Below are 14364 nucleotides of genomic sequence, written 5' to 3'. Positions count from 1 at the left end.
CCATGCAACCGATCTACATCGATTTTCTCAACGGCCTCGACATTGACGAGCTGGGCCTCTCCAACGATGAAATCCTCAGCGCCATCGAAGCCAGCCTGGCGATCCAGGGGCGTGGCGAGGCGGTGATCGAGCCGCGGACCCACCTGATTCCCGGCGGCGAGATCAACGGCCACTTCAATGTGCTGCGCGGCGTACTGGGCGGGGATATCGGCTACGCCGGGGTCAAGGTGGTGGGGGATTTTGTCGACAACTACCGCAAGGGCCTGCCCTCGGAATTGGCGATCCTCAACCTGCTGGACCCGGCCACCGGTATTCCCAGGGCGATCCTCGATGCCTCGGCGATCACCGATATGCGCACCGGCGCGGTCACGGCCATCGGCGCCAAATACCTGGCCCGGCCCGACAGTAAAGTGCTGGCGCATATCGGCGCGCGTGGCACCGCCTACTGGAACGTGCGCCTGCTGGATCACCTGTTCGACTTCGAGGAAATCCGCGTGCACTCACGCCGTAGTGAAAGCCGCGAAGCCTTTGCCGAACGCCTGCGCCGGGACCTGGGCAAGCCGGTGATCGTCACTGACGATTGGGAGTCCACCGTGCGTGGTGCCGACATCGTGGTCGAGGCCTCGCGCCTGGACCAGCCTGAACCGCTGCTGCGCACCGAGTGGATCAAACCCGGCGCCTTCGTGGTCCCCTACGGCACCATGAGCGCGGTGGAACTGTCGCTCACCGACATCATGAGCAAGTTGGTGGTGGATGATTGGGGCCAGTGCAAGGGCGGTCTGTTCGGTTCGTTGCGCGCCCATGTCGACGCGGGAAAGCTCAGCGCCGAGACCCTGCATGCCGAGTTGGGCCAGATCGTGGCCGGCTTGAAGAATGGCCGGGAAACCCCCGAGGAAACCATCCTTTTCTGGCATCGCGGGCTGAGCCTCAGTGACATCGCGTTGGGCCATGCGCTGCTGGAGAAATCCAGGCGCCTGGGCATTGGCCAGCGGTTGCGCTGGGCATGATTCACTTCGATCCCCAAGGCTTGACGCTGGCGGACCTGCTGACGATTGCGCGGCAGGATGTGCCAGCGGATTTCAGCCCAAAAGCGCTTCAACGTATCGATGAAGGTCATCGGCTGCTGGTGAAACTGGCGGCTGAAGGCACGCCGATCTATGGCGTCAACACCGGCCTTGGCGCGGCGGTGGATACGCCGCTGGCGCCGGTGCAGGCGAGCATTCCGTTGGGGCGGGCGGTGGGGGTGGGGCGTCTTGCCAACCGCCAGGAATTGCGCGCCATCACCGCTGTGCGCCTGGCCGGACTGGCCCAGGGGCGCTCGGGAATTTCACTGGCAGCGGCGCAGGCATTGCTCGACCTGCTCAACTCAGGCGTCGAGCCCGAGGTGCCGTTGCTGGGCTCCTTGGGCGAGAGCGACCTGGCGCCGTTGGCGCACCTGAGCCTGGCGCTGGCGGTGCCGCTGACCGGTAAAGATGGCTTGGCGCTGGTCTCGGCGAATGCCGCCAGCGTCGGGCTCGGCGCGTTGCTGGTGGCCGAGGCACAGCGGGCGTTGGAGGCGTTGCTCGCGGCGCTGGCGTTGTCGTGTGAGGGCTATCGCGCCAACCTCAGCCCGTTCCAGCCTTGGGCCTCACGCCTGCGCCCGGCGCCAGGGCAAACCGAGCAATCGGCGGCGTTGTTGCGGTTGCTGGCGGCGGGCGAGTTGGCGGACGGCCCGCGTCGCCTGCAAGACCCGCTGAGCTTTCGCTGCGCCACGGTGGTCCAAGGCGCGGCGCAGCAGGCGTTGCACCAGTTGCATGCGCTGATCGAGTTGGAATTGCGCAGCGGCGCGGACAACCCGGCGTTGATCAGCGAGGAAGCGCTGGTGTTGGCCACGGCGAATTTCGACAGTACGCATTTGGCGCTCGCCGCAGAAGGGCTGGGCCTGGCGCTGAGTCGAGTGGCAGCGTGCAGTGCCGAACGCATCGCCAAGTTGCTCTCGCCGGCGTCCAGTGACTTGCCGCGCTTCCTGATCACTCAACCGGGCCATGTCGGCATGGCGGCGTTGCAGCGCACCAGCTCGGCATTGGTCGCGGAAATCGGCCATTTGGCCAATCCGCTGCCGGCGGTGAGTGTGCCGGTGGCGGATCGTGTTGAAGATTATGCGGGGCAGGCCTTGGCGGTGGTCGACAAGACCCGTCGGTTGGTCGAGCGGGTGGTGTGGCTGGCCAGTATTGAGCTGATCGTCGCGGCGCAGGCGGTGGACCTGCGGGGTACGTTGCGATTGGGGCAGGGCACCGGGCAGATCCATGCCGAGGTGCGCAGCCAGGTTGCGCACCTGGATCAGGATCGCTCGGGCTCGGTGGATGTGTTGGCGCTGGGGCGCTTCATCTCAACTCATGGGTTTTCAGCGGCCAGTGCGGCAACCACCGCAGGTCGCTCACCCACGCGTTGCTGAAACGCCGCCAGCGCCGGCCACTGGCCCAGGTCAATCGCGTGGAATGCCGCCCAGCGCAGCACCACGAACAGGTAGGCATCCGCCACCGAGTAGTGCGACCCCAACAGGTAATCCTGGCGCTCCAGCGTTTGCACCAGCACCGCGAAACGTTTGAACAGCGTGGCCTCGAACAGCGCGCGCATGTCGCCCTGGATCGCGTCGTTGAAGAACACCGCCAAGCCGCCATGAATCTCGGTGGCGATAAAATTCAGCCATTCCTGCAAGCGCACCCGCTCCCAGCTGCCATTGACCGGCGCCAGGCCGGCGGCGGGTTTCAGGTCGGCGAGGTATTGCAGGATCGCGCTGGCTTCGGTGAGTACCTGGCCGTTGTCCAGCTTCAGGGCGGCGACGTAGCCCTTGGGGTTGATCTGCAGGAAGTCTTCGCCCTCGGCGGTGGTCTTGGCCTGGTTATCGACCAGCACCAGGTCGAACGGCAAAGCCAATTCGCGCAGCACGATATGCGGTGCGAGGGAACAGGCGTGAGGGAAGAAATACAGTTTCATCTGGGGCAGCTCCGTTGAATTTGCGCCAGTCTCGCGGGCGTGGCACCGTGCGTAAAATTAAACCTTCAGACCCCCGCCATAAGGACAGCTACTGCCATGATGAACCTGATGCACTGGCGCCTGCTGGTGGCCGTGGCCGATCACGGCAGCATCACCGCCGCCGCCGAGCGGGTGGGCATGACCCAGTCCGCTGCCAGCCAGGCCATGGCCGGCATGGAGGCGACGTTGGGCGCGCAACTGTTCATCCGTGAACCGCGCAAGACCTTGCCTACGGCCCTGGGCTTGAGTGTGATCGAACAGGCGCGGGTGATGCTCGGTGCCTTGCAGGCGATTCGCAGCACTGTGGACGACGCCAGGCCGATGTTGCGTGGGACGATTCGCATCGCCAGTTTCCCGAGGGTGCTGGCGACGTTTCTGACCCCCGCATTGCAACGTTTTGCGCAGCTCTATCCCGGTATCGAGGTCACCACCCTGGATGTCACCGACAACGAAGTGCTCACCTTGCTCGATAGCGGCCTCGTCGACCTGGGCGTGGTGCTCAACCCAACGCCCGAGCGCAATGCGACCGTGCTGGGCCGTGACTTGTGGATGGCCGTGCTGCCAGTGGACCATGCGCTGGCGCAACGCCCGGCTGATGCATGTGTGTCGCTTGAGGAGTTACTTGAGCAGCCTTTCGTACTGGCTACCGGTGGTTGTACCGCCAATGCGCGCAGCCTGGGGGCCGCTGCGGGGCTGACCCTGCGGGATATTCGCGTGGAAGTGCGCGAATGGAACAGTGCCTTCAGCCTGGTGCGCGAGGGGGTTGGCGTCACGCTGGTGCCGGAAATGGCCCTGCCTATCCAGCGCAAGGGCCTGCGGGTGATGGCGCTGAAGGTGCCGCTGCAGCGTGAATTTGCCTTGGTCGGCACGCCGAGTCGTCCACCGTCAGCCGCCGTCAGCGCACTGTTGGAAATGCTGGTTGACTAGTGGCCTTGCATAGCGCCAAGCCCTGTCTATGCTCATCCAGAACCGTTGATGACGCTTGGCATATAAAGCGATTCGGATGGTTGTTCCCATAAAGATCTGCCAGCAATATTCAATCCGTGAATGGAATGCGCCCCTCCAGGCGCTGGTATTTGAAAGGGTGATCCGAACATGTTCAACCGCCATCACAAATCCGACCTGCAACAAATCGAACGTTTCTCCTGCGCCCTGACCGAATCCAACGCCAAACTCGCCGCCATCAGCCGTTCCATGGCCATGATCGAGTTCGACCCTACTGGCGTGATCCTCGACGCCAACGACAACTTCTGCCAAACCATGGGCTACAGCGCCGAGGAGATTCGCGGCAAACACCACCGTATCTTCTGCGACGAGGCTTACACCCACACCGATGCCTACGCCAAGCTATGGCGCGACCTGGCACGGGGCGAGGCGCTCAGCGGCACCTTCATGCGTGTGAACAAGCACGGACAGGAAGTGTGGCTCGAAGCCAGCTATATGCCGGTGCTGGACAAGGACAATCACGTGCAGAGCGTGATCAAGGTCGCGTCGGATATTTCCGCGCGGGTTCACCATGAACATGAAAACCAGAGTCTGATCGATGCCATTAGCCGTTCCATGGCGGTGATCGAGTTCACCCCCCAGGGCCAGATCCTCAACGCCAACGAAAACTTCCTGAAAACCGTGCAGTACTCGCTGGATGAAATCGTCGGTCAGCACCACAGCATGTTCTGCCATCGCAGCGAAGTGGAGTCGCCGGCCTACAAGGCGTTCTGGGCATCGCTCAATCGCGGCGAATACCACTCGCACCGCTTTGAGCGCAAAAACAAATACGGCAAGACATTGTTCCTGGAGGCGTCCTACAACCCGATCTTCGACACCAGTGGGCGCCTGTACAAAGTGGTGAAGTTCGCCAGCGACATCACCGACCAGGTCACCACCCTGAGAACCGCAGCCGACTCGGCCCACGCCACCTCGGTGCAAAACGACGCCTGTGCGCGCAAGGGCTCGGAGGTGGTGCAGCAGACGGTGCAGATCATTGAAGAAATTTCCCACGATCTGAACCAGGCGGCGCAAAGCATTGATGCGGTGAGCAAGCAATCGGACATCATCGGCAGCATCGTGCAGACCATCCGCAGCATTGCCGAGCAAACCAACATGCTGGCGCTCAACGCCGCGATTGAAGCGGCGCGGGCGGGCGAGCATGGGCGCGGCTTTGCGGTGGTGGCCGATGAAGTGCGCAGCCTCGCGGCACGTACCAGCCAGGCGACGGTGGAGATTGTCGATGTGGTGCGCAAGAACCACGACCTGTCGCTGAGCGCGGTGTCGAGCATGCAGTCGAGCTTGAGCCGCACGGGGCTGGGGGTGGAACTGGCGAATGAAGCGGGGCAGGTGATCCTGGAAATCCAGGAAGGGTCACGGCATGTGGTGGATGCGATCGGGCAGTTCAACTCGACGTTGCAACTGCAATAAACCAAAACCCTGTAAGAGCCGGTTTGCCGGCTCCTACCATTGGTCAGCGGTGCTTGTCAGATCGCGGCCAGAGTTTCTTTTACTGTCTGCGCCTGCGGCTCAGCAGTTTTCGCCGCTACCTGCTGCTCTTGCTGCTGCTTCAGGCGTTCAGCCACCTGCTTGGAAATCGCGTCCTGCTTTTCCTGGGACATGTTCTGCACATCCGCCTCGGTCAAGCCCTGCTCCTTGAGCAATTGCTCGCGGATACGTTCGGCCGGGGATTTGCTCATGTAGTCCGTGAACTCGGCGCGCGCCGTGGTGGCGGTCGAACCGGTTTTCGGCACGTCCGCAGTCGCCGTTGAGGCGGTGACGGCCTCGGTGGTGGTCTGCAACTGCACACGGGTCTTGGCGAAGGCTTCGTCGATGCGGTCGGCGGCCTTGTCCAGTTCCTTCTGTGCGGCCGGTACGGTCACGCTTTGCTGCGCGGCCTGCAGGGCACCGCTGTACAGCGCGCTGGCGGCGGCGTTGGCGGGGTCCATGTCGGGCCGTTTGATCTGTTGAACGGTCGACACGGCTTGGGTGTTGTTGTTAACCAGCATGATCGGTCACCTGTGGAAATGTTCGGTGCCACAGGTGGAGCAAATAGCGTGCCGGGTGTGAAGTGCCCGGTTTTACTGTGCATGGTGTGGCCGGCGCGGCAAGGGTTGTCCTGCCGGCGGCCAGCCATTGCCGTCAATGGGCGATATTTTCCAGCGCCAGGTTCCGCGTACGCGGCCCGAACCAACTGATGGTGATCATCACGATCAGCATGCTGCTGGCAATGAACGCCAACACTCCAGGCGTGCCCAGATGTTCGAGGATAAAACCGATCAACAAGCTGCTGAACACCGTGGACAAGCGGCTGAACGAATAACAGAAGCCCACCGCCCGTGCGCGGATGTTGGTCGGGAACAACTCGCTCTGATAGGAGTGGTAGCTGAAGCTCAGCCAGGCGTTGCAGAAGGTGATCATCACCCCGCAGATCACCAGACCCACCGCCGTGGTTTGCAGGGCGAACAGGCTGCCGAAGATCATCGCGCCCAGCGCCGATCCGACGATTTGCCATTTGTTTTCAAAGCGATTGGCCACCTTCACGAACAGCAGCGGCCCCAACGGGTAGGCGAGGGTGATGATGAAGGCGTAGAGCAAACTGTGGGTCACGCTGACGCCCTGGCCGGACAGCAACGCCGGCAACCAATTGCCGAAGCCGAAGAAACCGATGGCCTGGAACACATGAAACACGATCAGCATCAACGCGCGGCGGCGGTATGGCGGTTGCCAGATATCGGCAAAGCGGCCACTGCCTTGCACGCTGACGGCTTCCGGCTCGGGTTCGTCCAGCGGTTTGCCGTGGTCTTTCTGGCAGCGTGCTTCCAGGTTGTCCATGATCGTCCCCGCTTCTGCGAAGCGGCCCTTTTGTGCAAGCCAGCGCGGTGACTCTGGCAGGCGCTTGCGCAGTTGCCAGATAAACAGCGCAAACACCGCACTGCTCAGCACCACCCAGCGCCAGCCCGACACGCCGAACGGCGCTTGCGGCACCAACCACCACGACATCAATGCCACCGCCGGCACCGACAGAAACTGGATGAAAAACGCAAAGGCAAACGCCGAACTGCGCATGCGCTTGGGCACCAGTTCCGAGAGGTAGGCGTCGATGGTCACCAGTTCGATGCCCAGGCCGATACCCACCAGGAAACGCATGCCGATGATGCCCAGCGCTGACGTTTGAAGCCCCATCAACACGGTAGCGACGGTGTACCAGATCAACGCAAAGGTGAAAATCGCCCGCCGCCCGAAACGGTCGGCGATCGGGCTGAGCAGGCTGGCGCCAAGGAATAGACCGAGAAAGGTCGCCGAGGCAAAGGCGGCCTGGTCCGAGAAGCCGAATACGCCCTCGCTGCCGGTGTGGAAAATCCCGTCGCTGATCAGGCCGGGGCTGATATAGGCGGTCTGGAACAGGTCGTACAGCTCGAAAAAGCCGCCGATGGACAGCAACGCCACCAGGCGCCAGACCGTGGCGACGGCAGGCAGGCGGTCGATGCGTGCGCTGATGTGGGCGGCGCGGATTGGGTCGATTCCGTCGGTACTGGAGAGTGCGGGCATGGGGGAAACTCAATAAGTGATCGGAATCTCGAATGTTTGAAACGCGTCATCCTGGGGATGGTAACCCAGCACCCGTGTGGTCTCGCTCAAGTCCAGGCGCTTGAAGCGGTTGTTGGAAATACCATGGGCGATCAGGTGCTTCACCCCCTCGGCTTCTACCGAACGTTGCAGCAACTGCACCGCGTCACGCGGGCTGAGCCAGGCGCTGAGGTCGCGGGCGTTGTTGAGGTCGTGGGTTTCGGGAAATTCGAAGGCGCCGATGCGCAGGGCAATCGTCGACAGCGGTGTTTTCGCGGCGTAATAGCCACACAGCGCCTCGCCGTAGCATTTGCTCACGCCATACAGGTTGGCGGGCATGACCTGCATGCCCGGGGTGATCTGGCGGTCCACCGGGTAACCTTCGATGGTTTGCGCACTGCTGGCGAACACCAGGCGCTTGACGCCAGCGGCTACGGCGGCTTCGAACAGCCAGGTGGTGGCGAGGATATTGTTGGGCAGCAATTCGTCGAACGAGGCGCTGGCGTGGGGGATGCCCGACAGGTGCACGATCACGTCGATGCCTTCAAGCAAGGTGGCTAGCCCGGTTTTATCGCTGAGGTCAGCGTGTATGAAGCGGTGCTCGCCTAGGGCGAAATCCGGCGCAATACGATCAGTGAGCGTGAAGCGGTAGCGATCTTGCGAGGCTTCGAAAAATGTCTTGCCGATTCTGCCGCAGGCGCCGGTCAGCAGTATGTTGAGTCCTTTCACGGTGCAGTCCTTGTTTTAGTTATGGCCGTCGAGGGCAAAGGTTTTGAAACCGGGGCGCTGGCTGAGACGTTGGTAATACGCCTGCACCGCAGGGTAGGGCGGATGTTCCAGGGGCGCGTTGCGCCAGCGGTGGACCGAGAGGCCGACGAGGATATCGGCCAGGGTGAATTCATCACCGGTGACGTAGGCGCCGGTCTTGATCAACTGTTGTTCGAGCAGGCCCATCTTGTCGTTCCAGGCCTGTACGCCGGCCTGGATACGCTGCGGGTCCTGATAGTCCGGGTGCTGGCGTACCAGCGCATGGAACGCGTAGCCCCAAGACGGGTTGAGTTCGGTGGCTTGCCAGTCCATCCATTGCTCGACGCGCGCCCGGGGTGCGGGTTCGGCGGGGAGCAGGTCGTGGCGCTGGTAAAGGCTGACGAGGTAGCGGCAGATGGTGTTGGACTCCCACAGCACGCCGTGGTCGTCGATCAACACCGGCACCTGGGCGTTGGGGTTCAGGGCGAGGAATTCGGCGGATTGGGTAGAGGTGTAGCCGATGCCCCAGTCTTCGCGTTGGTAATCGATGCCCAGTTCCTGGCAGGTCCAGAGCACTTTGCGCACGTTGATGGAGGACGTGCGGCCCAAGATTTTCAGTGAGTGGCCCATGGTGCTTCCCTGGCATGTGGAGAAGGGCCAATCTAGCAGGGGTGATAGCAATGTGGGAGGGGGCTTGCCCCCGATATCGGTGGTGCAGTTGCAGCTAACCGGCCTGACACACTGCAAGCGGGGGCAAGCCCCCTCCCACATGGGTCAAGTGCTTTCTCGTATCTGCAACTCAAACCCCATATCCACCACCGGCTTGGCGATCTTGTTACCGGCCATGATCGTCAACAGATGCTCGGCTGCGCGCCGGCCGATCGCCTCACGCGGTGTACTGATGCTGCTCAGGCGCGGCACCATGAACGACGACGCCGGCAAGTCGTTGAAGCCCAGTACAGCCACACGCTCCGGCACCTTGATGCCATGGCGCATGGCTTCCAGCAGTGCGCCCTGGGCCAGGTCGTCGTTGCCGAAGAAGATCGCATCCACATCCGGATGGGCCGCCAGCAACTGCAGGAACAATTCACCTCCCAGGCCCACGGAAGACGGGCGCGGTGTCAGGAGTTCCAGCGCCGGGTCGTACATCCCGGCTTGTTGCAGCGCCCGGCGGAAACCTTCACCGCGCAGCAACGTACGTTGGTCCAATTGCGCGCCGATATACGCCAGGCGCTTGCGTCCACGGGACAGCAGGTGCGCCGCCGCGGTCTCACCTGCCGCCAATTGCGAGAAACCCACGCAGTTCACCCCGGCGTTGGGGTCCAGGTCCATCATGTACACGCAGGGCACATTGCTGGCCTCGACCATTCGTCGGGCGCTTTCGGTGCGATCAAACCCGGTAAGCAACAAACCCCGTGGCTGGTAGGCCATGTAGTTGCGCAACAGGTTTTCTTCTTCATCGCGGGAGTAATGAGAGTTGCCGATCAGCACTTCGAAGCCCTTGGGGCGCAGGACTTGGTGGATGGCTTCGAGGGTTTCGATAAACAGCAGGTTGGACAACGACGGCACCAACACCACCACCGAATGGCTCTGGGCCGAGGCCAGGGCGCGGGCGGCGGGGTTGACCACGTAGTTCAGTTCGGCGGCGGCCTGTTGCACCTTCTCCACCAGTTCGGTGGCGACGGTGCTGATGCCGCGCAGGGCGCGGGAGGCGGTAATCGGGCTGACGCCGGCCAGGCGGGCGACTTCATTAAGGGTCGGGCGACCCGTGGTGCGCATTTTTTTATCGTTCTTGGAGGTCATCAGGCGGCTTGCCAAACAAAAATCGAGGCACTAAGGTAGCGCTGTCTCCAAGTAGCTGCAAATGCTTGAACGCAGGGTTGCCTGATCCGGTTCAAATGATTGGAGAGGATGCACGCGTCACTCCATAAAAATGACAAGACGGCGCGGGAAAAGCCTGTTTTTGCACTAGCCTTACAGCGTGCAAAGGTAGCGCTATCTGCGTCCTGAGGTGTTTCATGAGTCAACCTGTTACCGCCCTGGTCATCATGGGTGTCGCCGGCTGTGGCAAGACCAGTGTCAGCGAGGCCCTGTGCCGCCTGAACGGCGCCACCGCGATTGAAGGCGACAGCTTTCACCCCGCCGCCAACATCGAAAAGATGAGCGCCGGCCACCCCCTCAACGACGACGACCGCGCCGGCTGGCTCGACATCCTGTGCGATGAACTGCGCCGTTCGCTCAAGGCGGGCGAGCATCCCGTGCTCACCTGTTCGGCCCTGAAAAAGAAATACCGCGACCACCTGCGCGAAGCCGCGCCGGGCCTGGGTTTCGTGTTCCTGGAACTGACCCGTGAAGTGGCCGCCGACCGTGTGTCCCATCGCCCCGGCCATTTCATGCCCGCCAGCCTCATAGACAGCCAGTTCGCCACCCTTGAATCGCCCAAGGGCGAGCCGCTGACCCTGGCCCTCAACGCCAGCGAAGACAGCGTCGAGGAGCTGGCCGAGCAGACCAACGCCTGGTGGCTGCAACACGGCTTTGAACCAACCCATTAATTTTTTGCCGGAAAAGATAGCGCTGTCCCCGGCAGGAAATTCAACACCCGCTTTAATAACAACAACAAACAGGAGAGACCCCCCATGTTTGGCATGTCCCACGAGTCCTACCTGCTGCTAGACGCAGTGGTTACCATCATCGGGTTGATCGTTCTGATCACCAAGTTCAAGGTGCACCCGTTCATTGCGCTGATCATCGCGGCTGGCTTCCTCGGCCTGACCTCGGGCATGCCCGTGGACAAGATTATCAAGGCGTTCCAGGACGGCTTCGGCGGGGTGCTCGGCTTTGTCGGCATCATCCTCGCGCTGGGTACGATGCTCGGCAAGATGATGGCCGAATCCGGCGGCGCCGATCAGATCGCCCAGACCCTGATCCGCGCCTTCGGCAAAGAGAAGGTGCAGTGGGCCATGATGTTCGCTGCGTTCCTGGTGGGTATCCCGCTGTTCTTCGAGATCGGCTTTGTGCTGCTGATCCCGCTGGTGTTCATCGTCGCGCGCCGTACCGGTGTGTCGCTGATCAAGATCGGCATTCCGCTGCTGGCCGGTCTGTCGGCGGTGCACGGCCTGGTGCCACCGCACCCGGGCCCGCTGCTGGCCATCGGCGTGTTTGGCGCGGACATCGGCAAGACTATTCTCTACGGCCTGATCGTCGCACTGCCGACGGCCATCATCGCCGGCCCGATCTTCGGTACGTTCATCGCCAAGTACATCCCGGGCAACCCGTCCCAGGAACTGGTCGATCAACTGGCCCGCGAGCCTGAGAACAAAGACCTGCCGAGCTTCGGCATCACCCTGGTCACCGTGCTGCTGCCGGTGTTCCTGATGCTGCTCAAAACCTTCGCCGACATCGCGTTTGCCGAAGGCAACGTGGTACGCAACTGGATGGACATGATCGGTCACCCGATCACCGCCTTGCTGCTGGCCTTGCTGCTGTCGCTGTACACCTTTGGCCATCGCCAGGGCATCCACTCCAAGCAGATCCTCAAGCTGCTCGATGCCAGCCTTGCGCCGACCGCTGCGATCATCCTGATCATCGGCGCCGGTGGTGGCTTCAAGCAGATGCTGGTGACCAGCGGCGTGGGTGATGTGATCGGTCACATGGCGGTGAATGCACAGATCAATCCGATCCTGCTGGCGTGGCTGGTGGCGGCGGTGATCCGTGTGGCAACCGGTTCGGCCACGGTGGCGACCATTACTGGCGCGGGCATCGTGGTGCCGGTGGTGGGGATGATTCCGGGGGTTAACCGTGAGCTGTTGGTGTTGGCGACGGGGGCGGGTTCGTTGATCCTGTCTCACGTCAACGATGCGGGGTTCTGGCTGGTGAAGCAGTACTTCAACATGACCGTGGCCGAGACGTTCAAGACCTGGACGGCGATGGAGACGATTCTGTCGATCGTGGCACTGATCTTCATCATGCTGCTGTCGTTGGTGGTCTAAGCCACACCGCGGAACAAATGTGGGAGGGGGCTTGCCCCCGATAGCAGAGTGTCAGTCACAGCATCTGGTGACTGATCCACCGCCATCGGGGGCAAGCCCCCTCCCACATTTAGACTGAGTCAGGCGCCGGTTTTGGGGGCGAGGCCATCCGCCCGGAACATCCCGCGAATCCCGCGTACCGCCTGGCGAATCCGATCTTGGTTCTCGATCAGCGCAAAGCGCACGTGATCATCGCCATACTCGCCAAAGCCGATGCCCGGCGATACACACACCTTGGCCTCCAGCAGCAACTTCTTGGCAAATTCCAGCGAGCCCATGGCGGCATACTGCTCGGGAATCTTCGCCCAGACGTACATCGACGCCTTCGGGTTCTCCACCATCCAGCCCAGCTCATGCAGGCCCTTGACCAGCACGTTGCGGCGCTGGCGGTACTGCTCGGCAATGTCCTTCACGCACTGTTGGTCGCCTTCCAATGCCGCAATCGCGGCGACTTGCAGCGGGGTAAAGGTGCCGTAGTCGTGGTAACTCTTGATCCGCGCCAGGGCGTTGACCAGTTCCGGGTTGCCCACCATGAAGCCGATGCGCCAGCCGGCCATGTTGTAGCTCTTGGACAGGGTGAAAAACTCCACCGCAATGTCCTTGGCGCCCGGCACCTGCATGATCGACGGGGCTTTCCAGCCGTCGTAGACGATGTCGGCGTAGGCCAGGTCATGCACCACCAGCACGTCATACTGCTTGGCCAGGGCGATCACGCGTTCGAAGAAGTCCAGCTCCACGCACTGCGCGGTAGGGTTGGACGGAAAGCCCAAGATCATCATCTTCGGCTTGGGGATCGAGCCGCGAATCGCCCGTTCCAGCTCAGCGAAGAAGTCCACGCCAGGCACCAGCGGCACCGAACGCACCTGGGCACCGGCAATTACCGCACCGTAGATGTGGATCGGATAGCTCGGGTTGGGCACCAGCACCGTGTCGCCCTGGTCCAGGGTGGCCAGCATCAAGTGCGCCAGGCCTTCCTTGGAACCGATGGTGACGATGGCTTCCGACTCGGGGTCGATGTCCACTTCATAACGGTCCTTGTACCAGCGCGAGATCGCCCGGCGCAGACGCGGAATGCCTTTGGAGGTGGAGTAGCCGTGGGTGTCTTCACGCTGGGCGACGGTGACCATCTTCTCCACGATGTGCGCAGGCGTGGCGCCGTCAGGGTTACCCATGCTCAAGTCGATGATGTCTTCGCCGCGCCGACGCGCAGCCATCTTCAGCTCGGCAGTGATATTGAAAACATACGGGGGGAGTCGATCTATGCGCGCAAAGCGGCGCGGCGAACCTTGGTCGGCCATTGTTGCCTCGAGAGTACGTAAGCGCCCGGAACCGTCCGAGCGACGTCGGCCACTGCGGTGGCCTGCGGGGCAGACAATACGGTCGATGATGGCCAGTTGTCCAGATGCGTAGGAAAATTTTCTGCATGGAGTACCGCGTGGATATGCCCCTATACTCGATACGGGTTTGTTCCCTCATAAGAAGGAGACTGTTCGTATGGATCAGCAGACAAAACAACCGTTGGAGCCACGCATGGAGGCGGGCAAGGCCCTGGTGATTGCCGGTGTACAAGGGCGTTATTCGAAGGCCACCGTGGGCGATATCCCCAAGCTGTGGGAGTTGTTCGACACCTGCATCAAGGACATCAAGAAGCGCGTCGGCGGTGTGACCTATGGCGTTTGCCATAACCCCCACCATGGCGAATTCGACTACATGGCCGGGGTCGAAGTCCTTACAAAAGCCGACGTGCCAAGCAACTTCCAGTCTATCGAGATTCCGCCGCTCAACTATGCCGTGTTCCCGCATTACGGGCCGGTGCAGGCACTGGAGCAAACCTACGAACGCATCATGTTCGAGTGGTTGCCGCACTCGGGCTACAAGGTGATGGGCGCGGATTTCGAGCGCTACAGCGCGGATTTTGACGGGCGCAAAGGTACCGGGACGGTGGAGATCTGGTTGCCGGTGGGCGAGAGAGGCTGAAGCACTAGCCGATGTCACGTAAACAGGACATTAACGTCTGAAA

Annotated in this window: 14 protein-coding genes and 1 pseudogene; 8 read left to right on the top strand and 7 right to left on the bottom strand. The window is 61.9% G+C overall.

Translation table 11 applies throughout. From position 1 onward, the window contains the following. The first annotated feature begins 2 nt into the window (after window positions 1–2). Window positions 3–1007, top strand: coding sequence for an ornithine cyclodeaminase family protein (locus BLR69_RS14785; RefSeq protein ID WP_071496607.1), 1005 nt, complete (start codon window positions 3–5; stop codon window positions 1005–1007). Continuing rightward, window positions 1004–2434 carry an aromatic amino acid lyase gene (locus tag BLR69_RS14780; RefSeq protein WP_071496608.1) on the top strand — a complete coding sequence of 477 codons (1431 nt, stop codon included), beginning with the start codon at window positions 1004–1006 and terminating at the stop codon, window positions 2432–2434. The genes BLR69_RS14785 and BLR69_RS14780 overlap by 4 nt, the downstream gene beginning before the upstream one ends. Here the strand turns inward: BLR69_RS14780 and gstA are convergent. Next, window positions 2374–2976 carry a glutathione transferase GstA gene (gene gstA, locus BLR69_RS14775; protein WP_071496609.1) on the bottom strand — a complete coding sequence of 201 codons (603 nt, stop codon included), beginning with the start codon at window positions 2974–2976 and terminating at the stop codon, window positions 2374–2376. The two genes, BLR69_RS14780 and gstA, sit on opposite strands and share 61 nt — an antisense overlap. 96 nt (window positions 2977–3072) lie before the next feature. Between gstA and BLR69_RS14770 the strand changes: the two genes are divergently transcribed. The 3 genes and pseudogenes from BLR69_RS14770 to BLR69_RS31540 all read left to right on the top strand — a co-directional run bounded on the left by BLR69_RS14770 (window position 3073) and on the right by BLR69_RS31540 (window position 5430). Beyond that, window positions 3073–3942, top strand: coding sequence for a LysR family transcriptional regulator (locus BLR69_RS14770; protein WP_071496610.1), 870 nt, complete (start codon window positions 3073–3075; stop codon window positions 3940–3942). A 168-nt stretch (window positions 3943–4110) separates the two neighbouring features. Then, window positions 4111–4887: pseudogene (locus tag BLR69_RS31545) on the top strand (PAS domain-containing protein); the annotation flags it as partial. Then, entirely contained in the window at window positions 4861–5430 is a 570-nt protein-coding gene (locus BLR69_RS31540; protein WP_408003533.1) for a methyl-accepting chemotaxis protein, read from the top strand. The pseudogene BLR69_RS31545 and the gene BLR69_RS31540, both read left to right, overlap by 27 nt. 56 nt (window positions 5431–5486) lie before the next feature. Here the strand turns inward: BLR69_RS31540 and BLR69_RS14760 are convergent, their stop codons facing one another. From BLR69_RS14760 to gntR, 5 genes are all read right to left on the bottom strand, one after another. Continuing rightward, window positions 5487–6008, bottom strand: coding sequence for a hypothetical protein (locus BLR69_RS14760; protein WP_071496612.1), 522 nt, complete (start codon window positions 6006–6008; stop codon window positions 5487–5489). Between the two features lie 133 nt (window positions 6009–6141). Next, complete coding sequence (locus BLR69_RS14755; protein ID WP_071496613.1) at window positions 6142–7551, bottom strand: MFS transporter; 1410 nt, start codon at window positions 7549–7551, stop codon at window positions 6142–6144. 9 nt (window positions 7552–7560) lie between these two features. Continuing rightward, entirely contained in the window at window positions 7561–8298 is a 738-nt protein-coding gene (locus tag BLR69_RS14750; RefSeq protein WP_071496614.1) for an NAD-dependent epimerase/dehydratase family protein, read from the bottom strand. A 15-nt stretch (window positions 8299–8313) separates the two neighbouring features. Then, complete coding sequence (locus tag BLR69_RS14745; RefSeq protein ID WP_071496615.1) at window positions 8314–8946, bottom strand: glutathione S-transferase family protein; 633 nt, start codon at window positions 8944–8946, stop codon at window positions 8314–8316. A 144-nt stretch (window positions 8947–9090) separates the two neighbouring features. Further along, on the bottom strand, window positions 9091–10122 hold the full coding sequence (gene gntR / locus BLR69_RS14740) for an HTH-type transcriptional regulator GntR (protein ID WP_166794328.1): 1032 nt from the start codon (window positions 10120–10122) through the stop codon (window positions 9091–9093). 212 nt (window positions 10123–10334) lie between these two features. On the opposite strand from gntR, the gene BLR69_RS14735 reads away from it, so the two are divergent. Together BLR69_RS14735 and BLR69_RS14730 are read left to right on the top strand one after the other, a co-directional pair. Further along, on the top strand, window positions 10335–10868 hold the full coding sequence (locus tag BLR69_RS14735; protein ID WP_071496617.1) for a gluconokinase: 534 nt from the start codon (window positions 10335–10337) through the stop codon (window positions 10866–10868). A gap of 84 nt (window positions 10869–10952) precedes the next feature. Beyond that, window positions 10953–12305, top strand: coding sequence for a GntP family permease (locus tag BLR69_RS14730; protein WP_069078116.1), 1353 nt, complete (start codon window positions 10953–10955; stop codon window positions 12303–12305). A 119-nt stretch (window positions 12306–12424) separates the two neighbouring features. Here the strand turns inward: BLR69_RS14730 and alaC are convergent, their stop codons facing one another. Further along, entirely contained in the window at window positions 12425–13642 is a 1218-nt protein-coding gene (gene alaC / locus BLR69_RS14725; RefSeq protein WP_071496618.1) for an alanine transaminase, read from the bottom strand. 196 nt (window positions 13643–13838) lie between these two features. Here alaC and BLR69_RS14720 point away from each other — a divergent pair, with 196 nt between their 5' ends. After that, window positions 13839–14321 carry a GyrI-like domain-containing protein gene (locus BLR69_RS14720; RefSeq protein WP_071496619.1) on the top strand — a complete coding sequence of 161 codons (483 nt, stop codon included), beginning with the start codon at window positions 13839–13841 and terminating at the stop codon, window positions 14319–14321. Window positions 14322–14364: the final 43 nt, after the last annotated feature.

This window comes from Pseudomonas azotoformans (assembly GCF_900103345.1).
Lineage (GTDB): Bacteria > Pseudomonadota > Gammaproteobacteria > Pseudomonadales > Pseudomonadaceae > Aquipseudomonas > Aquipseudomonas azotoformans.
This window is presented reverse-complemented; position numbering and strand designations above follow the sequence as displayed.

Coding starts and splice junctions, on each gene's coding strand:
- BLR69_RS14780 (WP_071496608.1), top strand. CDS start 1,004: ATGATTCACTTCGATCCCCAAGGCTTGACGCTGGCGGACCTGCTGACG.
- BLR69_RS14755 (WP_071496613.1), bottom strand. CDS start 7,551: ATGCCCGCACTCTCCAGTACCGACGGAATCGACCCAATCCGCGCCGCC.
- BLR69_RS14730 (WP_069078116.1), top strand. CDS start 10,953: ATGTTTGGCATGTCCCACGAGTCCTACCTGCTGCTAGACGCAGTGGTT.
- BLR69_RS14735 (WP_071496617.1), top strand. CDS start 10,335: ATGAGTCAACCTGTTACCGCCCTGGTCATCATGGGTGTCGCCGGCTGT.
- BLR69_RS14785 (WP_071496607.1), top strand. CDS start 3: ATGCAACCGATCTACATCGATTTTCTCAACGGCCTCGACATTGACGAG.
- BLR69_RS14720 (WP_071496619.1), top strand. CDS start 13,839: ATGGATCAGCAGACAAAACAACCGTTGGAGCCACGCATGGAGGCGGGC.
- gstA (WP_071496609.1), bottom strand. CDS start 2,976: ATGAAACTGTATTTCTTCCCTCACGCCTGTTCCCTCGCACCGCATATC.
- BLR69_RS14745 (WP_071496615.1), bottom strand. CDS start 8,946: ATGGGCCACTCACTGAAAATCTTGGGCCGCACGTCCTCCATCAACGTG.
- BLR69_RS14760 (WP_071496612.1), bottom strand. CDS start 6,008: ATGCTGGTTAACAACAACACCCAAGCCGTGTCGACCGTTCAACAGATC.
- alaC (WP_071496618.1), bottom strand. CDS start 13,642: ATGGCCGACCAAGGTTCGCCGCGCCGCTTTGCGCGCATAGATCGACTC.
- BLR69_RS14770 (WP_071496610.1), top strand. CDS start 3,073: ATGATGAACCTGATGCACTGGCGCCTGCTGGTGGCCGTGGCCGATCAC.